The sequence below is a fragment of the Arthrobacter sp. 05T442 genome (assembly GCF_056395945.1).
The window spans coordinates 1-18,778 of record NZ_JBFTKM010000018.1; the positions used below are offsets into that span (position 1 = coordinate 1).

An 18,778-nucleotide genomic window follows, 5' to 3' on the forward strand; every position below is an offset into this window, starting at 1 on the left:
CACCGGCTCCGACGGTGTGCTCTCCGGCACCCAAATCGTGGCACCGGTAACCGCACCGGTCACCCCCGGCGCGACCTCGGTAGGCGTACTCGGCGCCCCGACCGCACAAACCAACGGCACGGCAGGGACCGCCGGACAGCCGGCAACCGACCCGGCCCAAAACCCCGGCACCGACGGTGTGCTCTCCGGCACCCAGGTCGAGGCGCCGATCTTCGTTCCCATCTCCGCCGGAGCGGCATCGGTGGGTGTGCCAGGTGATTCCGCGGCCGCCGTTGCCGCGCCTCCGGTGGTCACTCCCACAGTGGTGAATCCTTCGGTGGTCGCTCCCCTTGTATCTGCCCCGTCGATCGCCTCTGCGGGATATGAAAAGGCTGCGATGGTGGCGTCCGCTCCCCTTCGTGCGGCGACACTTGCCTACACGGGTGCCAGTACGGGCATGGTGTGGGTGGCCTTCGTGCTCCTGGGCGCGGGTCTACTCGTGACGCTGGGTGTGCACAGGAAGAAAGCCTAGCCGCAACGGTGTCCGGCGGGACGGAGCTTCCGGTCCCGCCGGATCCTGGCGCGATACCGAGCTGTTCGCCTTCGACATAGGACTAGGCGGCCTGGTTCGAGGCCTCACGCCCGGGGCGGGTCCGGGCATGAGGTACCGGACCAGGGCGCCCTAGTTGCGTCATCGTCGATGAACGCACCGACGGTAGTGTGCGCACGGCGCAGCAATTACCGCGTGCACAGATGGCGACCCGGTTCAGGGGAAACCTCCGTCTCCGGTCCCCCTCCCAGCCAACCAAAGCGTCAGAGCGAAGCGAGCCAAACCAGACGCGGCTCAGACGCGGGCGCGTACTACCGGGATCGACGCCGTCGGAAGTCCGCTGGGGAAGACCGTGGGTTCGGGGGCGGCCACGGGGGCCAGCGGTATCCGGACGGGTTCGGCGCCCACGGTGACGAGTTCGCCGCGCACGTCGATCTCCAGCGGTGCGCCGTCCTGGATGCGGAGGGTGATGGATGACGGGTCCAGTTCGACACGCAGGAGCCGGCCCTGGATTTTGAGGTGGAACTCGAGTCCGTCCCATTCGGCCGGCAGCCGCGGGTCGAAGTACGGCACGGCGCCCTGGTCCCGCAGCCCGGCGAAGCCGCTGACCAGCGAGCTCCACACCCCTCCGGTGGAGGCAATGTGCACGCCGTCGATCGTGTTGCCGTGGGTGTCGTCCAGATCGATGAACAACGCGTGGGTGAAGTGGTCCAGCGCGGCCTTGCCGTAGCCGACCTCGGCCGCCATGATGCCCTGGACACACGCGGAGAGGGTGGAGTCGCCGGTGGTGATGGGATCGTAGAAGTCGAAGGCGCGGCGCTTTTCCTCGGCCGTGAAGTCCTGCCACTGCAGGAACATCGCCAGCACGGTGTCGGCCTGCTTCAGGACCTGGTGCCGGTAGATCACCAGCGGGTGGAAGTGGAGCAGCAGCGGGTACTTGGACCGGGGCGTGGTCCAGTCCCACGGCTCCAGGGTCATGAAGTCGTTGTCCTGCGAGTGGACCTGGAGGTCCTCGTCATAGGGCAGCTGCATCCGGTTCGCGGCCTGCTCCCAGAACTCGCGTTCGGCGTCGTCGATCTCGGGGTGATCCAGCGCGGCCGCCGCGCGCAGGTTAAAGCGGGCCATGACGTTGGTGTACAGGTTGTCGTTGACGACGGCGGTGTACTCGTCCGGGCCGGTCACGCCGTGGATGTGGAAGAGTCCGTCCTTGCCGAAGAAGCCCAGGGACACCCACATCCGGGCCGTTTCGATCAGCAGCTCCGAGCCCAGGGTGTCCTGGAACTCCCGGTCCCCGCTGGCCCAGATGTAGCGGTTGGTCGCGAAGGCGATCGCGGCGGCGATGTGGAACTGCGCGGTGCCGGCCGCATAGTAGGCGCTGGCCTCCAGGCCGTTGATGGTGCGCCAGGGGAAGAGGGCGCCGTCGACGCTGAGTTCTTTGGCACGGATCTTGGCCTCGGGCAGCAACGCGTGGCGGAATTCCAGGACCTGCCGGGCGTTGCCCGGGTTCGTGTACGTCAGGTACGGCAGCAGGTACACCTCCTGGTCCCAGAAGTAGTGGCCCTCATAGCCCGAGCCGGAGACGCCCTTGGCCGGGATGCCGGCGACGTCGGCGCAGGCAGTGGCCTGGGCGAGCTGGAAGAGGTTCCAGCGGATCCCCTGCTGCAGCCCGGTCTGGCCGCGCAGCACGATGTCGCTCGTGGTCCAGTACCCGCGGTAGTGGGCCTCGCTTTCGGCGAAGATCTCACCGACCGGCATGAGCCCGGCCTCCGCGGCGTCGGCCAGGTCCTCAACGGCCTGTCCCACCGCGTAGCTGACGCTCTTTTCCAGCAGGAACGGCTCATCCGGGCCGACGGCGAGCACGTAGCGGACACTGCTGTCGTCCTGGTCCACCCGGGTGTCGAAGGGCTGGACCCCCGCCGAGGTCCAGTGGTCCACGGCCATGCCGAGCCGCTGCCTGGACTCGGCAGCCTCCCAGGACAGGCGCAGCGAGCCGTCGCCGCCGTCGAGCCGCACCGGCAGGAGCACACGGCCGGCGTGGCGGCCGGCGCGGCGCGGATCATGGGCGGAGTGGTCCTCCACCGGCTGGTCCTGGCGGTTGATCACCGAAGACGTGACGTCGGCGGAGATGTCCCGGTCCGCGGCGAGTTCCAGGGAAATGCCGAGGGCGCCGCGGGACTCGTAACCAACGGCACGGCGCTCGGTGGTGGTCACCGTGGCACCGGAGCGGCACTGCCAGGTGATCCGGCATTCATAGACGCCGGTCGCGAAGTCGACCGAGCGCCGGTAATCCAGCACGGTGGATTCATCGAGGCTGAGCGTCTCGCCGTCGATGATGACCGTGAAGTTGTTGGCGTCCGGGACGTAGAGGATCCGCTGCCCGGTGCGGGCGAAGCCGTACGCGTTCTCGGCGTGCTTGATGTCCCAGGTCTCGTGGAAGCCGTTGATGAAGCTGCCCGGAAGTTCGGCGTCGGCGGCCGCCCAGTGGGCGCCGCGGATGCCCAGGTGTCCGTTGCCGAGGCTGAAGAGGGTTTCGAGCGTGCCGGCATTCCCGGGGAGGTGGACGGTTTCCACGAGCTGCCACGGGTCGTTGGGGAACCGGGCGCGGTCCGAGGTGATGAGAGCCATGGTGGAGGGGTTCCTTCGGGCAGGTGTTGTGCGGCGGTTGACGTGGCGGGGCGGGGCGCGGGTGCGGAGGGTTAGAGCAGTTCGGCGAGGTCGTTGACCACGACGGTGGCGCCGGCGGCAAGCAGGGTCTGCCGGCCCGCGCCCCGGTCCACGCCGATCACCGAGTGGAAGCTCCCCGCGCTGCCGGCCTGGACACCCGAGACGGCATCCTCGACGACGACGCATTCCTCGCCGGGCAGGCCCAGCAGCCGCGCGGCGTATTCGTAAGTGGCCGGGCTCGGTTTGCCGGGCAGCCCTTCCGCGACCGCGACGACGCCATCGACCACGACCGGGAAGTAATCGGACAGTTCTGCGGCCTTGAGCACTGCCGGGGCATTGCGGGAGGAGGAGACGACGGCGAGCTTCAGTCCCCGGGCCAGAGCGGCCTCGATGAACCTCACGGATCCCTCGTACGGCTTCACGCCGCCGGCCTCGACGATGTCGTTGAAGACCTTGTTCTTGCGGTTGCCCAGCCCGTGGACGGTGTCGTGGGCGGGATCGTCGTCCAGCGGTCCTTCCGGCAGGACAATGTTGCGTGAGGCCAGGAAGTCCCGGACGCCGTCGAACCGGGGCTTGCCGTCGATGTGGTCGAAGTAGTCGCTTTCGCGGTAGGGCGCCGCCTCGGGGACCGAGCGCAGGAAGCCGTCGAAGAGATCCTGCCACGCGCGCTCGTGCACGATCGCCGTGGGCGTCAGGACGCCGTCGAGGTCGAAAAGGATGGCTGAAGCGCCCGCCCAGCCCGGACGGGAAGCGGTGCTATTGGAAAGCTCAGTCATGGAACAAAGTCCTTTCAGACGGTGGGCAATCAAGTCGGTGGTCTTCTGCAGTGGAGGTTCTGGGCGACGGCGGGCGGCCGGGCCGGGCGGTGCGGGGCCTGCTGGCGCTGGCGTGCTGCCGGGCATGTGCCGGGCTCGGCGAGCGTTCGGTTCAAGGAGCATCGGGTTCAGCGACAGTCCGTTTCAACGAGCGCCCGTTCAACGACGGCGTCGGGTGCTCTTGCGCTCCACCAGCCTGGTATCGAGCACGTGGCTTGACGGGGGATTCGGTAGCCCCGAGCTGTGGAGTCTTTCGATCAGCAGGTTGGCGGCGAAGGCCCCCTGATCGGCCACCGGCTGGGCGATTGTGGTCAGTCCCAGGAACCAGCTCATCTGATGATCGTCTATTCCTATGATGGACACGTTCTTCGGCGCTGACAAACCGAGATCCCTCAGGGCCATGAGTGCGCCGAAGGCTGTTTCGTCGCAGCCGGCGAAGATTGCGGACGGCATCCTGCGGTTTTCGACCAGCTCGGTCATGGCCCGGCGGCCGCCTTCGATACTGAAGCCGGCGTCGATCACCAGGTCCGGATCAACCGTCAGATCGTGCTCGACGAGAGCGCCTTCAAAGCCCCTCAGCCGCTCGCCGGCCGTGATGTCGGAGGGCTGGCCGGCCTCGCTCCCGGACAGGATGGCGAGGTCCCAGTGGCCCAGCCCCAGAAGGTGGTTGGTGGCGGCGCGGGCCGCTTCCTCGTTGTCGATGCCTACGTTGTCCCACGGCACGTCGTCCATGCCCACGCTCGCCACGGCAAGACCGGAGCCGGCCAGGGCGGCCATTTCGGCTTCGCTGAGGGCGATGTTCAGGAGCAGGACACCGTCCACGCGCTGAGAGAGCCCCGCGACGTCGTCGAAGAGCTTCCGGTGCACGCTGGGCTGGTTCCGGAGGCTGATGAGCACCGTGTCAAAGCCGCTGTCCGCAAACACTTCCTCGGCAGCTTCCACAGCCTGGGCAAAAAACCAGGCGGTCGCGGTGGGGGCGATGATGGCCACGGAGCCGGTTTTTCCGCCGGCCAGGCGCGACGCCGCCGAGGATGCCTTGTAGCCGAGCTTGGCGGCCGCATCCCCGACCCTGGCCTGGGCCTGTTCGGAGACATTGGGCAGGTTCCGGAGCGCCCGGGAGACGGTGCAAATGGAGAGTCCGGCGAGCGCCGCGACATCCTGGATGGTCACGCGCGTGGTCCTGGCCTGCATCTCGGGCCCAGCCCTTTCTTCCCCCGGAAGTAGTAGGCCGGTGAACATGGCCGAAGTCGAGTGTAAACGCTTACAAAATTGGTATGCAAGTGGATTAATAGAGAAACTCCGTCCGGCCTGGCCGAAGGGCCGCCGGTTCAGCGCAGCACGTAGTGCCGAAGGAACGCGCTGACGTCCACCAGCTCGGCTTTTGAGATCGCATGGCCCATTCCCGGGTAGGTCCGCGCCGTGAGCTGGGTGTTGTGGTGCAGCCATTCTTCAGTGTGCTCCGTGGCGGCGTCGTTGATCACGACGTCGTCCTTGTCCCGGCCCCAGAAGAACGGCGGCCGGGACCCGAAGGATTCGCTCATGGCCAGGAGCTCGTTGTCCAGGACGAAGCCGGAGAGCCCGACGACGGCACGGAACTGCTCCGGCCGGAGCCGCAGCAGGGTGCTGGCCATGGCCATGCCCTGCGAATACCCCAGCAGGCTGACACTGCTGTGCCGGGCCTTGACGGAGTCGATCCACGCCAGCACGCCGGTGGTGCTGGAGATGACGTCGGCAAAGTCGTGGGTCAGGAAGTAGTCCAGAAGGAACCACCCGTAGTGGTCCCCGATCACCTTCGGCCCGCGCAGAGCGGCGCAGCTGAAGTCCGGCGGGAGGGAACCGAACAGGTCGGTCATCCGGGATTCGTCCGTGCCGTAGCCGTGCATCATGACCAGCAGCGGCGTGCCGGCGCGCTCATTCTCCGGCCGGGACCAGACGACTGTCTCCATGGGCACAGCCTAGCCAGTCGCCGGACCCGGGCACCGGCCATCCCTCCTCCGATTCTGTGCCCCGTCCGCGCACTATCCGGTGATCCGCTACGGAATCAGACCGCCGCGGCGTGGATCCGCGCCGCCGTCGTCCGAAAACGCCGCGGAATCGTCGCCCTGAGGGCCGCGGGGCGCACGGGGCGTGGAAGTTTCCCGGCGGGGCGTGGGCCGTTTCGTTGAAACAGCGCGGGCCGGGCTGTAGCGTGACGCTGGACAGCATGCTTAGCATTTCCTACCCGTGCACAGACACCAAGGAGCAAGACATGAGAATCGGTTCCGCCATCTTCCTCATCGCCATCGGCGCCATCCTGGCCTGGGCCATCGCGCCCGGCCTGATCCCTAACGTGGACCAGACCATGATCGGCTACATCCTCATGGTTGTCGGAGTCATCGGGCTGGTCGCCTCCCTGGTCCTCGCCAACCCCGGCCGCGGCCGCACGCGCCGCGTCAGCGAGACCCGATCAATCGTGGACCCCAACACGGGCGAGACCATCACCCGCAATGAGAGCCGCGACGCGGGCTTGTAGGCCGCCGCTCTCCGGAGCCATCATCCCGGAAGCCGGGCCTGACCAGTAGGGTCGGGCCCGGCTTCAGTCATTTCATGGGGCCCCCGCCAGCCCGGCCCGCCGCACGCCCGGCCGGCCACTGGACATGCCCACCCCGCCACGGGACATGCCCCGCTTTCAGGCTGGGGCATGGACATGATCCCAAATTGCCCGCTCCCCGGCCCGACCACTGGACATGTCCCCCGCTCCCCGGCCCGGCCACTGGACATGCTCGCCGATCCCGGCCCAGTCACTGGACATGTCCTATGCTCCAACGCGCTCCCCGGCCCAGTCCCAGCGAGAGCACAGCCCCCGGAGCGAGGCATGGACATGATCCCAAATTGCCCACTCTCCGGCCCGACCACTGGACATGCTCCCCCGATCCCCGAAGCGAGGCATGGACATGATCCCAAATTGCCCACTCCCTGGCCCGACCACTGGACGTGACCCCCGCTGCTGACCAGACCAGTGGACATGTCCCGTGGCGCGAGGCTGCCACTTCTGCGTTCTTGTGGTTTTCATTGACAAACCAACACGAACAAAGATAAAGTCAAATAATTCCACTTCATGTGATGCGAGTCACGGAAGCGGCCGAGGATTCGGAACGCAGTCGCAGGCAGCAAGCAGAAGACAGTACGCAATGGAGGGTAAGTGTTCGCCGAGGAACGCCAACAGCTGATCGTGGGGCTGATCTACGCCAGTGGCCGCGCCAGCGTCACGGATCTTGCCGAGCGTTTCAGCATCACCACCGAAACTGTTCGCCGGGACCTCGCCGCCCTCGAAGCGGCAGGCAGCGTCCGGCGCGTCCACGGCGGCGCAGTCTCCCCGGACCGGTTCAGCACCACCGAAGAAAGCATCCTCGAACGCACCGTCCAGCGGCAGCCCGAGAAGATCCGCATAGCCGAGGCCGCCCTGGCCCTCATCCCCCAGGGCCGCGCGGGCAGCATCCTGATCGACGCCGGCTCCACCACCGAAGCCCTCGCCGAGCTCCTCGCCGCCCGCACGGCCGGAGCCACGACCGGAGCCGCGGCATCCGACGCCGAGCTGGTGGTCATCACCCACGCACTGCCCATTGCGGCACGACTGTCCGGGGAACCCGGAATCGCCCTGCACCTGCTGGGCGGAAAAGTCCGCGGCATCACCCAGGCTGCGGTCGGCCAGTCCACAGTGGAGGCCGCGCGCCGGATCCGCCCGGACATCGCCTTCATCGGCACCAACGGAATCCATGCAGCCTTCGGGCTGAGCACGCCCGATCCTGAAGAAGCCGCCGTCAAGGCTGCCTTCGTCCAATCAGCGCGCCGCATCGTGGTGCTGGCTGATTCCTCCAAACTGGACGCGGAAACGCTCGTCCAGTTCGCCTCGTTGAAAGATCTGGACACCTTGATCACAGACTCGAAACCCAGCCGGGAACTCGCCGATGCCCTTGCGGAAGCCGGAGTGGAGGTTGTGGTCGCATGATTGTCACGCTGACCGCCAACCCCAGCCTGGACCGCACAGTGGCACTGCCCGGTCCCCTGCTCCGCGGCGAGGTGCAGCGCGCCGTCTCCGTCCGCCAGGAATCCGGAGGCAAGGGAGTGAACGTCTCCCGCGCCCTGGTGGCCTCCGGACTGAAGACCATCGCGGTACTTCCCGGAGCGGAGGCCGATCCCGTGCTCGCCGGGCTCCGGGACAGCGACGTTCCCTTCGCGGCGCTGCCGATCGGCGAGCCGCTGCGCAGCAACGTGGCGCTCACCGAGCCCGGCGGGGTCACCACCAAAATCAACGAACCCGGACCGGCGCTGAGCGAGGACCAGCAGGAAGCCCTGATCGGGCTGCTCCTGGACGCCTCCCGCGGCGCCAGCTGGGTTGTCCTGGCCGGTTCGCTCCCCCCCGGAGTTCCGGTCGAGTTCTACGCAACCGTCACCCGACGGCTGCGGTCCATGCACGACGGCACCGATGCGCCGCGCATCGCCGTCGACTCCTCCGGCGAACCCCTCGCCGCAGCGATCTCCGGCGATGCCTCGGGAAAGCCGGACCTCCTCAAACCCAATGCCGAGGAACTGGCGGAACTGGCTGCGGCAGCCGGGTACGCCACCCATAAATCCGCCGAGGAACTCGAAGCCGATCCGGAGGCTGCCGCGGCAGCCGCCGCCGCCGTCGTGCGTTCCGGAGTGGGAGCCGTGCTGGCAACCATGGGTTCCAGGGGTGCCGTGCTTGTAACGGCCGACGGCGCGTGGCTGGCCACGCACCCGCCGGTCAAGGCTGTCAGCACCGTCGGCGCCGGCGATTCCTCGCTTGCCGGCTACCTGCTCGCCTCCAGCCAGGGCGCCGCCCCGGCCGATTGCCTCCGTCAGGCGGTGGCCCATGGTGCCGCCGCCGCTTCCCTGCCGGGCTCCACTGTCCCGGCAGTCAACCAAACCACCCCTGATGCCGTAACCATCACGGCCCTCCGGAAGGATTGACAGTGACACAGCTCATCACAACCGAACTGGTCGAGCTGGACCAGAACCTGGGCAGCTCGCCCGAGGACGTGATCCGGCACCTGGCAGGCAGAGTTGCAGCCAACGGACGCGCCACCGAAGTCGAAGGCCTCTTCGCCGACGCCTTCGCCCGGGAGTCCAAGACCGCCACCGGCGTCCCCGGCGGCATCGCGATCCCGCACTGCCGTTCGACGGCGGTCACGGAACCGACGCTGGCCATGGCACGGCTGTCCCAGCCCGTCGATTTCGGCGCCAAGGACGGTCCCGCGGATCTCATCTTCTTCATCGCCGCTCCCGAAGGCGCGGACCAGGACCACCTGAAGCTCCTGTCCAAGCTCGCCCGGTCCCTGATCAAGAAGGACTTCACGGCCGCGCTGCGTGCCGCGTCCTCGCCGACGGAAGTCGTCGAGCTTGTGGAGGGGGCACTTGCGGACAAGCCCGCAGCCCACGCCGCTGCTGCCGCCGATGCCGCACTTTCCACGGCCAAGGCGCCCGCCGCCGGTGCCGCCGGCGCTGCTGCCGCTGGCATGGCCGCCGGCGGCCGGGGCCCCAAGCGCCTCGTCGCCGTCACAGCCTGCCCCACCGGCATCGCCCACACCTACATGGCTGCCGATTCGCTCGTGGCCGCGGCCCGGGAAGTCGGCATCGACCTGCAGGTGGAGACCCAGGGCTCCTCCGGCGCCAAACCGCTGGACCCGGCCGTGATCGCCGCGGCCGACGCCGTGATCTTCGCAGTTGACGTGGACGTCCGCGGCAAGGAGCGCTTCGCCGGCAAGCCGGTCATCAACGCACCCGTCAAGCGCGGCATCGACGAACCGGACAAGATGGTCCAGGAGGCCCTCGCCGCCGCCGACAACCCGAACGCCCGCCGCGTGCCGCACTTCGGCGCTGAGGAGCAGGCTGAGACCGAGGCCATGGAAAAGGGCGAACACATCGGCCAGAAGCTCAAGAAGGCCCTGCTCACGGGTGTCAGCTACATGATCCCGTTCGTGGCAGGTGGCGGCCTGCTGATCGCCCTCGGCTTCCTCATGGGCGGCTACCTGATCACGAAGTACGCGGATGCGATCGTTGTGGACAACAGCCTCTTCAACCTGCCGACCCAGTTCCCGGACAACGCCTGGGGCCCGCTGGGCGCCTACATCGGCGCTGTCCTGTTCAAGATCGGCGCCCTGTCGCTCGGCTTCCTGGTTCCGGCCCTTGCCGGCTACATCGCCTACGGCATCGCTGACCGGCCGGGCATCGCGCCGGGCTTCGTCGCAGGCGCCGTGGCCGGGTTCATGGGTGCCGGCTTCCTCGGCGGCATCGTCGGCGGCCTGCTCGCCGGTTACATCGCACACTCGATCGGCCGGATCAATGTGGCCCGCTGGCTGCGCGGCCTGATGCCCGTGGTGATCATCCCCCTGCTGGCCTCGCTCGTCGCGTCCGGCCTGATGTTCCTGATCCTGGGCGGACCGATCGCCGCCATCAGCAAGGGCCTGAGCGGCTGGCTGTCCGGCCTCACCGGCGCCAGCGCGATCGCCCTCGGCGTGATCCTGGGCCTCATGATGTGCTTCGACCTCGGCGGACCCGTCAACAAGGTTGCCTACTCGTTCGCCGTCGCCGGCCTGGGCGCCGCATCCATTACCAACCAGGCGCCCTGGCAGATCATGGCCGCGGTCATGGCCTCGGGTATGGTTCCGCCGCTGGCCATGGCGCTCGCCACGGTCCTGGACAAGCAGCGCTTCAGCCTGGCCGAACGTGAAAACGGCAAGGCGGCCTGGCTGCTGGGAGCCTCGTTCATCTCCGAAGGAGCCATCCCCTTCGCCGCCGCCGACCCGCTCCGGGTCATCCCGGCCAGCATGCTCGGCGGGGCAATCACCGGAGCCATCTCGATGGCATCCGGAGTCGGTTCCAAGGCACCACACGGCGGCATCTTCGTCTTCTTCGCCATCGACAACTTCGTGATGTTCGTTGTCTCCATCCTGGTCGGAACCGTCGTGACCGCATTGTCCGTCCTGGCACTCAAGCGCTGGGCAGTCAAGAAGTCCGTTGATACGGTGGAAGCGGTTCCCGTAACCGTCTGAGCCGGTCCAGGAATCATCCCCGAAACTGAAGTCCACAGCTGATAGTCCCAAAGCTGAAATCAAGGAGCAGAAATGACCGAACGTAACGCCACCATTGGCAGCCGAGTCGGGCTGCACGCCCGCCCGGCCGCCATCTTCGCCGAGGCAGCAGGCGAGTTCGATCTCGAAATCACCATTGCCCGCCTGGGCGAGCCCGAAGATGAGGCCATGGACGCTGCAAGCATCCTGTCGCTGATGAGCCTGGGCGCATCGCATGGCGAGGTTGTGGTGTTGCGTGCCGAGGGTGAGGGCGCCGACGCGGCGCTGGAACGCCTCGTCCAGATCCTCGAGACGGATCACGACGCCGCATAGCGTCACCTTCTCGCGGCATTCGCCCGACAGAATCCCGGTCCTGCCCGTTGCGGCGGTACCGGGATTTTGCGTTAACGGTAGGGCGGGTCGATCCGGAAAGGAAAACGCGGGCTCGTGGTCCACGGACTGCCGTAAGCAACCTTACTGAATCCTTGTCACGGCGCTCCCCCGCCGATAGTTTGGAAAGCGCGGCGCCGTTGCAGCGGGCCGCCGAAGAAATGACTCCCCGGCCAAAGGAGACCCCATGGCAAGCGTCCACGAAAGCATTGAAGTCGATGTCCCCGTGTCTACGGCGTACAACCAGTGGACGCAGTTCGAAACTTTTCCAGTCTTCATGACGGGCGTCGAGGCGGTGGAGCAGATCGACGAGACCTCGCTCCATTTCAGCACCGACATCGCAGGCGTGCGGCGCGAATACGGGGCCCAAATCATCGAGCAGACGCCGGACCGGAAGATCGCCTGGGTCAGCACGGACAAGCCGCGCAACGCCGGAACGGTGACGTTCGAATCCTTGGGGCCCGAGCGCACACGGGTGAACGTCGAGCTTGAGTGGGAACCCGAGGGCATCGTGGAAAAGGCCGGGTCAGCGCTCGGAGCCGACCACCGGCAGGTCAGCGCGGACCTCGGCCGGTTCAAGGAGTTCATCGAATCCCGCGGCATCGAAACCGGGGAGTGGCGTTCCGCCGTCGACCAGGGGGAAGTCGCCGAAGACAACCCGCCCGCCGCCGAACCCCGCGAACCGAGGTAACCGTGCCCACGAGGAAGACCGCCGGGGCTGAGGGCCCCAGTATCAAGGACCCGGAGCTCTACGAGGAATTGCGGGCCGACGGCGCGTCCCGGCAAAAAGCCGCCCGTATCTCCAACGCAGCCGCCAAGCGCGGACGCTCCGCGGTGGGCCGGAAAGGCGGCCGGGCCGGTGACTACGAGGACTGGACCGTCCCCCAGCTAAAGAAACGCGCCAAGGAGATCGGTCTGACCGGGTACTCGGCGAAGACGAAGAACGAGCTCATCTCCGCGCTCAGGAACTCCTGATCCCGGTGGCCGCCGGGTGCCGTGCCGACGCCTCAGGCCTCCTTGCGGGTGCTTTTCGCGGCAGCCTTGGGTCCCGTTTTCGGTGCTGTCTTGGCGGGCGTCTTCGCGGCAGTTTTGGGTCCGGCCTTCGCTGCCGCCCGGGATGCGGTTTTCGGGGCCGCCCTGGAGCCGCCCGCAGCCTTCGAAGAAGGGGCCGCGGCGGCGGTGCCGCCCCCGCGCTTCTTTTCCAGGCTGCGCTTGAGCGCCTCCATGAGGTCGATCACTTCGCCGCTGCCTGCCTCGGCGGCGGGCACCCCGAAGGTTTCCTCGGTATCGAGGGACTCTCCCTTTTCCAGTTTCGCGTCGATAAGCTGGCGCAGCTGCAGCTGGTAGTCGTCCGTGAACTGCTCCGGCTCAAAGTCGGCGGCCATCGACTCCACCAGGGCCGCGGACATTTCGCGTTCCTGGGCCGAGATGCGGATGGAGGTTTCGAGGGCCGGGAAGCTGGCCTCCCGGACCTCGTCGGCCCAGAGCAAGGACTGCAGCACCAGCACGTCATCGCGGATCCGCAGGGCCCCCAGCCGGGTCTTCTCCCGCAGCGCGAACTGCACGATCGCCACCCGGTCCGTGTCTTCGAGGGCGCGGCGCAGCAGCACGTAGGCCTTGGGAGACTTGGAATCCGGCTCGAGGTAGTAGCTCTTTTCGAACATCATCGGGTCGAGCTGATCGGCAGGGACGAACTGCACGACGTCGATCTCATGGCTGTTCTCGGCCGGGATGGACTTGAGCTCCTCGCGGCTGAGCACCACTGTCCGGCCCTCGTCCTCGTAGGCCTTGTCTATGTCCTCATAGTCCACGATCTTGCTGCAGACCTCGCAGCGGCGCTGGTAGCGGATCCGCCCGCCGTCGGCGTTGTGGACCTGATGCAGGCTGATGTCGTGGTCCTCGGTGGCGCTGTAGACCTTGACGGGGACGTTGACCAGCCCAAACGCTATCGCGCCTTTCCAGATGGCTCTCATGGATCAAGTGAACATCACAGTTGCACGGAGGAGAAGTCCCATGCCTGAACGGACACCAGCAAGAAGCCGGGAAAGGGTGCGCGTTGACGGCCGTGAGCTGGTGGTGACCAACCTGGACAAGGTCATGTATCCGGAGACCGGGACCACCAAGGCCGACGTCCTGGCCTACTACGCCGCTGTGGCGCACGTGCTGATTCCGGCCGCCGCCAACCGGCCTGCCACCCGCAAGCGCTGGGTCCACGGCGTCGGAACGGCCGAAGCCCCGGGTGAGATGTTCTTCCAGAAGAACCTGGACCATTCGACGCCGGGCTGGATACCTCGCGCATCGGTTACGCACAAGGACCGGACCATCCAGTATCCGCTTGTCAACGACCCCGCCACCCTGGCCTGGCTGGCCCAGTCCGCCGCCCTTGAGATCCACGTCCCGCAGTGGCGGGTGGATTCACACGGTAACGCTACGAATCCGGACCGGCTGGTGCTGGACCTCGACCCCGGCGAGGGTGCCGGGCTGGCGGAGTGCGTGGAAGTCGCCATGCTGGCCCGCACCATCCTGCGCGATGTAGGCCTCGATCCGGTTCCGGTAACGAGCGGAAGCAAGGGGATCCACCTCTACGCGCACCTCGACGGCACGCAGACGTCCGAGCAGATCTCAGAGTTCGCCCATGAACTGGCGCGTTCGCTGGAAACAGACCATCCGGAACTGGCCGTGAGCGACATGAAGAAGACCCTCCGCACCGGCAAAGTCCTCGTGGACTGGAGCCAGAACAGTGCTGCAAAGACCACGATCGTCCCGTACTCGCTGCGCGGCCGGCTGCACCCCATGGTGGCGGCGCCGCGCACCTGGCGAGAACTCGCCTCCGCCTCCCTGCATCAGCTGGACTACCGGGAGGTCCTGAAACGCGTGCAGGCCGGAAAGGACCCCTTCGCCGCCATCTCGGGAGCCTCCGCTTCCGGACCCGCACCGGATCGCCCCGGACACGCCGCCGGCCACGGTTCCCCCGACGGCGACGGCGGCCACTCGGACCCCCGGCTGGAGAAATACCGCACCAAGCGGGACGCGGCCCTCACCCCGGAGCCGTTCACGGCAGAGCGGCACCACGAGGCCGACGCCGGCACGCTGCGGGAGAAGTTCGTCATCCAGGAGCACCACGCCAGCCGGCTGCACCACGATTTCCGGCTGGAGCGCGACGGCGTCCTCGTGTCCTGGGCCCTCCCTAAAGGCGTCCCGACGTCCAAGGCCAAGAACCACCTCGCCGTCCAGACCGAGGACCACCCGATGGACTATGCGGACTTCGAGGGCACCATCCCCAAAGGCCAGTACGGAGCCGGAACCGTCAGCATCTGGGACCACGGGTACTACGAATGCGAGAAGTGGATCGCCGGCAAGGAGGTTATCGCCACCCTCACGGGAGCGGACGACGGCGGCCTTGGCGGCACCCGCCGGTTCGCCCTGATCCACACCGGCCAAGGCAACGACCAATGGCTCATCCACCTGATGGACCCCCTCGGGTCGAAACAAACGCACCCGGCGCCGGCGTCGGAAACATCCGGCGCCGCGGCGGGCGGTACCGCGGCTGACCCCGCCGCCCGGGAAGGCACTGACAATGCCGGATCTGCGGCTCCTACCGGCCCGGACCTGGGCCCGATGCTGGCCAGCGCCGGCACCACCGCGGATCTGGCCGGCAAGGACTGGCAATTCGAACTCAAATGGGACGGCCTGCGGGCCCTGGTTGTGGGGGATGCCTCGAAGGTCCGGCTCATCAGCCGCAACGGCAACGACATGTCTGCCACCTACCCGGAACTGACGGACCGCGCGTGCTGGCCGGACGGGAACTTCGCAGCTGACGGGGAGATCATCGCCGTCGGACCCGCCGGTCGGCCCGATTTCGGGCTGCTGCAGGGGCGCATGAAACTCACCAAAGCCGCCGACGTCGCAAAGGCACAGGTGTCCACGCCGGTGCGGCTGATGCTGTTCGATCTGCTGTTCGACGGCCGCGCTGATCTTCGCCGCCTGCCGCTGCGGGAACGCCGGACGCGCCTGGAGAACTTCTTCCACCCTTCGGGATGCCCGGTGGAACTGTCTGAGGTCATCGACGGCGACATCGCGCACATCCTGGCGAGCGCCGAGGAGTTGGGGCTCGAGGGGGTAATGGCCAAGCGCACCGACGGCCGCTACGTCGGGCAACGCAGCCGGTCCTGGCTCAAGCTCAAGTTCGGACGCACCCAGGAAGTGGTGGTCGGCGGCTGGCGTCCGGGAAAGGGCGAGCGCGAGAACTCCGTGGGCTCACTGCTGCTCGGGATTCCGGACGGCGCGAAGCTGCGATACGTCGGGCGGGTGGGCAGCGGCTTCAGCACGCGCGAACTCAAGGAGCTACGGCAACAACTCGACGCCCTGCCCCGGAAAACCTCCCCTTTCGGGGAGGTCCCGGCGGCGGACGCCTCGGATGCCCACTGGGTGTCAGCGAAGCTCGTTGGAGAAGTGGCCTACGGGGAATGGACCGGAAGCGGGAAGCTCCGGCACCCGGTGTGGCGCGGCTGGCGGCTGGACAAGAAGCCGGCGGACGTGGTGCTCGAATAATGCCGGGCCCGGCTCAGCTTTGCGCCGGACCGGCCTGTCACTTGTCGTGGTGAGGGATGTCCGGGCGGCTGGTCCGGTGCTCGGCAGCCTCTGAAACCTGCTGGCTCTGCCGTCCGCGGACCTCATCGCGGTCCTTCGGGTGGCGGTGCTTGCCGCTGCCATCCGGCCACGAATGCCCCTCGGATGCGGGGGGCGGAAGCTGATGCACCGGCTCGGGACCAGGGGCCTCATCCATGGACTCAGCCAAGTGGCTGGCCACACCAGGCTCGATCTCTTCTCCGGAGTGATGATCTGCCATTGCTCTTCCTTTCCGCCGTGCAATTACCGCTGTGAAATGAAGTGTCCACCAATCGTAGGTCGGCACGCATGAGAAGTCTGTAGCGCTACCAGCGGACTTTCTTTTCCGGCGGTCCCTGCTTTCCGCTGGCATGGGTCGGCTTGTGGCTGTGCCCGACGCTTTGCGAGCCGGCACCGCCCCTCGATTTGCTGGCAAGCATTTCCTTCTGGGCATCCGTCAGCCGGGATCGGACGCCTTTCGCTGCCTCCGGGGTGGCCTGCGTTTCGGTGTCGTCTCCGGCCACTTGGGGCGTTGTTCCCTCAGGAGTTCCCGGATCGGTTTTCTCGGTGTTGTTGCCAGTCATGGATTGCTCTCCTAGTGTGGCGTGTCGTCGGCGGTCCGCTGGCTTCAACCCTAAGCGCTTTCCGGGCTCCTTGGATACCCCGCATCTTCGGTCCGGCGCGGGGCTCAACCGCCCGCAAACGGACCGGCAATCGGGGCCCGGGCCGGCAGTTTTGGCCCCAAAAACAGCCTTAAGCGCCCTCGGGAGAAAAAACTTTGGCCGCGGCGCCGCCCGCCGCCGCAGTTCCCAGCAATGGAGCGGTGAAACCGCGGAAAGGATTCTTCCGGCTGGGCCCCGATCCGGAGCCAAAACACCGGATCATACGGCATCGAACTCGGAAACGCCATGGAAATCGCGTAAAATTGAGAGCCTGCCCAGAGCGGGGCAGCTACAAGTCGCAAGCAAATGACCTCCATAGGAGTCGCCCAAATGCCCACAGACCGAAGCACGACCGACTCTTCAGCAGGCGTGATGAACGCCAGCGGAACCAACCAGTTTGCACCCGAGCGTGCAAAGAAACCGAAGCTAAGGACCCGCCGTCGACTCAAAGAGTCCGACGTCAACGTTGTCGACCAGCCGATGCTCAAGAAAGCACTCGGCGGCACCATCGTGGGAAACACCATGGAATGGTACGACGTCGGCGTGTTCGGCTACCTGATCACCACCATGGGACCGGTATTCCTGCCGGAGGCGGACAAGTCCGTCCAGACGCTGTTCCTTCTTGGCACCTTCGCCGCCACGTTTATTGCCCGCCCCCTCGGCGGAGTCATCTTCGGCTGGCTCGGCGACAAGATCGGCCGCCAGAAGGTCCTTGCCACGACCCTGATGATCATGGCCGCGAGCACCTTCGCCGTCGGCCTTCTCCCCGGGTATGCACAGATCGGCATCTGGGCGGCCGTCCTGCTGGTCCTGTTCAAAGTCATCCAGGGCTTCTCCACGGGCGGCGAATACGCCGGCGCCACAACGTTTGTGAGCGAGTACGCCCCGGACAAGCGCCGCGGCTTCTTCGCCAGCTTCCTGGACATGGGCAGCTACCTCGGCTTCGCCATCGGCGCCGCCCTTGTATCCGTGCTCCAGCTGACCCTTGGCCAGGACACCATGGAGCAGTGGGGCTGGAGGATTCCGTTCCTCGTCGCCGGCCCGCTGGGCCTGATCGCCGTCTACTTCCGGAGCAAGATCGAGGAATCGCCGCAGTTCCAGGCGACCCTGGATGCCCAGGAAGAGCTCGCCAAGGACGCAACTGCCGGTGACGCCGCCGCGACCAAGGGGCCGGTGGGCATCGTGAAGGCCTACTGGCGCTCAATCATCGTTGCGATGATCCTGGTGGCCGCCGCGAATACGGCCGGCTATGCCCTCACGTCGTACATGCCGACGTACCTCACCGAGTCCAAGGGCTATGACCCCATCCATGGCACCCTGCTGACGATCCCCGTGCTCGTCATCATGAGCCTCTGCATTCCGCTGACCGGCAAGCTATCCGACCGGATCGGCCGCCGTCCCGTCCTGTGGATCGGTGCCATCAGCACTGTTGTACTTGCAACGCCTGCGTTCCTCCTGATCGGCGTCGGCAATATCTGGTCAACACTGGGCGGTCTTTCTCTGATCGCCTTCCCGGTGACGTTCTACGTGGCCAACCTCGCCTCGGCGCTGCCGGCCCAGTTCCCGACGTCGAGCCGGTACGGCGCCATGGGCATCGCCTACAACTTCGCCGTGGCCATCTTCGGCGGGACCACGCCGTTCATCGTTGCCGCACTGATCAGCGCCACGGGAAATGACATGATGCCCGCGTACTACCTGATGGCCACCTCCGCCATCGGCGCGGTAGCAATCTACTTCCTGAAGGAATCGGCCCAGATGCCGCTGCCGGGTTCCATGCCCAGCGTGGACACCCAGGCCGAGGCCCGGGAACTGGTCGCGAACCAGGACGAGAACCCGCTGATCGACCTTGAGCACATGGACATGCCGTTCGCTGCTGCGGCCCCGGAATCCGTGGCCGGTCCCGACTCCGCCAAGGTGCCGGCCCGGACCTGAGCGTGATCTAGTCCGGAGCCCCGCCTGGAGAGGACTGCCCTGCGTGTTTGTTCCCTTTGGGGGAAGCACGCAGGCAGGCCTTTTCGGGCATGTCCGTCCCCTTGAGTC

Annotated in this window: 16 protein-coding genes and 1 pseudogene; 10 read left to right on the top strand and 7 right to left on the bottom strand. The window is 66.9% G+C overall.

Features of this window, described 5'->3' with window-relative positions:
* A pseudogene (locus AC1DES_RS15605) lies at positions 1–511 on the top strand (DUF320 domain-containing protein); the annotation flags it as partial.
* A 312-nt stretch (positions 512–823) separates the two neighbouring features.
* Here AC1DES_RS15605 and AC1DES_RS15610 read toward each other — a convergent pair.
* The 4 genes from AC1DES_RS15610 to AC1DES_RS15625 form a co-directional block, all read right to left on the bottom strand.
* A complete protein-coding gene (locus tag AC1DES_RS15610) occupies positions 824–3,154 on the bottom strand; it encodes a glycoside hydrolase family 65 protein (RefSeq protein ID WP_476896620.1) in 2,331 nt (776 codons plus the stop codon).
* A gap of 71 nt (positions 3,155–3,225) precedes the next feature.
* Positions 3,226–3,969 carry an HAD family hydrolase gene (locus tag AC1DES_RS15615; RefSeq protein ID WP_476896621.1) on the bottom strand — a complete coding sequence of 248 codons (744 nt, stop codon included), beginning with the start codon at positions 3,967–3,969 and terminating at the stop codon, positions 3,226–3,228.
* Positions 3,970–4,167: 198 nt separating this feature from the next.
* Positions 4,168–5,178, bottom strand: coding sequence for a LacI family DNA-binding transcriptional regulator (locus tag AC1DES_RS15620; protein WP_476896622.1), 1,011 nt, complete (start codon positions 5,176–5,178; stop codon positions 4,168–4,170).
* Positions 5,179–5,336: 158 nt separating this feature from the next.
* Positions 5,337–5,954, bottom strand: a complete 618-nt coding sequence (locus AC1DES_RS15625) for an alpha/beta hydrolase (RefSeq protein ID WP_476896623.1) — start codon at positions 5,952–5,954, stop codon at positions 5,337–5,339.
* Positions 5,955–6,256: 302 nt separating this feature from the next.
* Between AC1DES_RS15625 and AC1DES_RS15630 the strand changes: the two genes are divergently transcribed.
* The 7 genes from AC1DES_RS15630 to AC1DES_RS15660 all read left to right on the top strand — a co-directional run bounded on the left by AC1DES_RS15630 (position 6,257) and on the right by AC1DES_RS15660 (position 12,443).
* Positions 6,257–6,520, top strand: coding sequence for a DUF6458 family protein (locus AC1DES_RS15630; protein WP_476896624.1), 264 nt, complete (start codon positions 6,257–6,259; stop codon positions 6,518–6,520).
* 669 nt (positions 6,521–7,189) lie between these two features.
* Positions 7,190–7,996: a DeoR/GlpR family DNA-binding transcription regulator gene (locus AC1DES_RS15635; protein WP_476896625.1), complete on the top strand. Its 807-nt coding sequence runs from the start codon at positions 7,190–7,192 to the stop codon at positions 7,994–7,996.
* Positions 7,993–8,979 carry a 1-phosphofructokinase family hexose kinase gene (locus tag AC1DES_RS15640; protein WP_476896626.1) on the top strand — a complete coding sequence of 329 codons (987 nt, stop codon included), beginning with the start codon at positions 7,993–7,995 and terminating at the stop codon, positions 8,977–8,979. The genes AC1DES_RS15635 and AC1DES_RS15640 overlap by 4 nt, the downstream gene beginning before the upstream one ends.
* Positions 8,980–8,981: 2 nt before the next feature.
* Positions 8,982–11,060: a PTS fructose transporter subunit IIABC gene (locus AC1DES_RS15645; protein ID WP_476896627.1), complete on the top strand. Its 2,079-nt coding sequence runs from the start codon at positions 8,982–8,984 to the stop codon at positions 11,058–11,060.
* A gap of 72 nt (positions 11,061–11,132) precedes the next feature.
* Positions 11,133–11,411 carry an HPr family phosphocarrier protein gene (locus tag AC1DES_RS15650; RefSeq protein ID WP_476896628.1) on the top strand — a complete coding sequence of 93 codons (279 nt, stop codon included), beginning with the start codon at positions 11,133–11,135 and terminating at the stop codon, positions 11,409–11,411.
* Positions 11,412–11,655: 244 nt separating this feature from the next.
* Positions 11,656–12,159: an SRPBCC family protein gene (locus tag AC1DES_RS15655; RefSeq protein ID WP_476896629.1), complete on the top strand. Its 504-nt coding sequence runs from the start codon at positions 11,656–11,658 to the stop codon at positions 12,157–12,159.
* Positions 12,160–12,161: 2 nt separating this feature from the next.
* Positions 12,162–12,443, top strand: a complete 282-nt coding sequence (locus tag AC1DES_RS15660) for a DUF7218 family protein (protein ID WP_476896630.1) — start codon at positions 12,162–12,164, stop codon at positions 12,441–12,443.
* 32 nt (positions 12,444–12,475) lie between these two features.
* Here AC1DES_RS15660 and ku read toward each other — a convergent pair whose 3' ends face one another.
* Positions 12,476–13,441, bottom strand: a complete 966-nt coding sequence (ku, locus tag AC1DES_RS15665) for a non-homologous end joining protein Ku (RefSeq protein WP_476896631.1) — start codon at positions 13,439–13,441, stop codon at positions 12,476–12,478.
* 40 nt (positions 13,442–13,481) lie between these two features.
* Here ku and AC1DES_RS15670 point away from each other — a divergent pair, with 40 nt between their 5' ends.
* Positions 13,482–16,019 (top strand): ATP-dependent DNA ligase, encoded by a 2,538-nt coding sequence (locus AC1DES_RS15670; protein ID WP_476896632.1) that lies wholly within the window; start codon positions 13,482–13,484, stop codon positions 16,017–16,019.
* Between the two features lie 37 nt (positions 16,020–16,056).
* Here the strand turns inward: AC1DES_RS15670 and AC1DES_RS15675 are convergent, their stop codons facing one another.
* Together AC1DES_RS15675 and AC1DES_RS15680 are read right to left on the bottom strand one after the other, a co-directional pair.
* Positions 16,057–16,317, bottom strand: a complete 261-nt coding sequence (locus AC1DES_RS15675) for a hypothetical protein (protein WP_476896633.1) — start codon at positions 16,315–16,317, stop codon at positions 16,057–16,059.
* 85 nt (positions 16,318–16,402) lie between these two features.
* On the bottom strand, positions 16,403–16,660 hold the full coding sequence (locus AC1DES_RS15680; RefSeq protein ID WP_476896634.1) for a hypothetical protein: 258 nt from the start codon (positions 16,658–16,660) through the stop codon (positions 16,403–16,405).
* A gap of 408 nt (positions 16,661–17,068) precedes the next feature.
* On the opposite strand from AC1DES_RS15680, the gene AC1DES_RS15685 reads away from it, so the two are divergent.
* Complete coding sequence (locus AC1DES_RS15685) at positions 17,069–18,670, top strand: MFS transporter (protein ID WP_476896635.1); 1,602 nt, start codon at positions 17,069–17,071, stop codon at positions 18,668–18,670.
* The last annotated feature ends 108 nt before the right edge of the window (positions 18,671–18,778 follow it).

Excerpts from the sequence above, each read along its gene's own strand:
- AC1DES_RS15610 (WP_476896620.1), bottom strand. The coding sequence starts at position 3,154 with ATGGCTCTCATCACCTCGGACCGCGCCCGGTTCCCCAACGACCCGTGG.
- AC1DES_RS15615 (WP_476896621.1), bottom strand. The coding sequence starts at position 3,969 with ATGACTGAGCTTTCCAATAGCACCGCTTCCCGTCCGGGCTGGGCGGGC.
- AC1DES_RS15625 (WP_476896623.1), bottom strand. The coding sequence starts at position 5,954 with ATGGAGACAGTCGTCTGGTCCCGGCCGGAGAATGAGCGCGCCGGCACG.
- AC1DES_RS15630 (WP_476896624.1), top strand. The coding sequence starts at position 6,257 with ATGAGAATCGGTTCCGCCATCTTCCTCATCGCCATCGGCGCCATCCTG.
- AC1DES_RS15640 (WP_476896626.1), top strand. The coding sequence starts at position 7,993 with ATGATTGTCACGCTGACCGCCAACCCCAGCCTGGACCGCACAGTGGCA.
- AC1DES_RS15650 (WP_476896628.1), top strand. The coding sequence starts at position 11,133 with ATGACCGAACGTAACGCCACCATTGGCAGCCGAGTCGGGCTGCACGCC.
- AC1DES_RS15655 (WP_476896629.1), top strand. The coding sequence starts at position 11,656 with ATGGCAAGCGTCCACGAAAGCATTGAAGTCGATGTCCCCGTGTCTACG.
- ku (WP_476896631.1), bottom strand. The coding sequence starts at position 13,441 with ATGAGAGCCATCTGGAAAGGCGCGATAGCGTTTGGGCTGGTCAACGTC.
- AC1DES_RS15670 (WP_476896632.1), top strand. The coding sequence starts at position 13,482 with ATGCCTGAACGGACACCAGCAAGAAGCCGGGAAAGGGTGCGCGTTGAC.
- AC1DES_RS15675 (WP_476896633.1), bottom strand. The coding sequence starts at position 16,317 with ATGGCAGATCATCACTCCGGAGAAGAGATCGAGCCTGGTGTGGCCAGC.
- AC1DES_RS15680 (WP_476896634.1), bottom strand. The coding sequence starts at position 16,660 with ATGACTGGCAACAACACCGAGAAAACCGATCCGGGAACTCCTGAGGGA.
- AC1DES_RS15685 (WP_476896635.1), top strand. The coding sequence starts at position 17,069 with ATGCCCACAGACCGAAGCACGACCGACTCTTCAGCAGGCGTGATGAAC.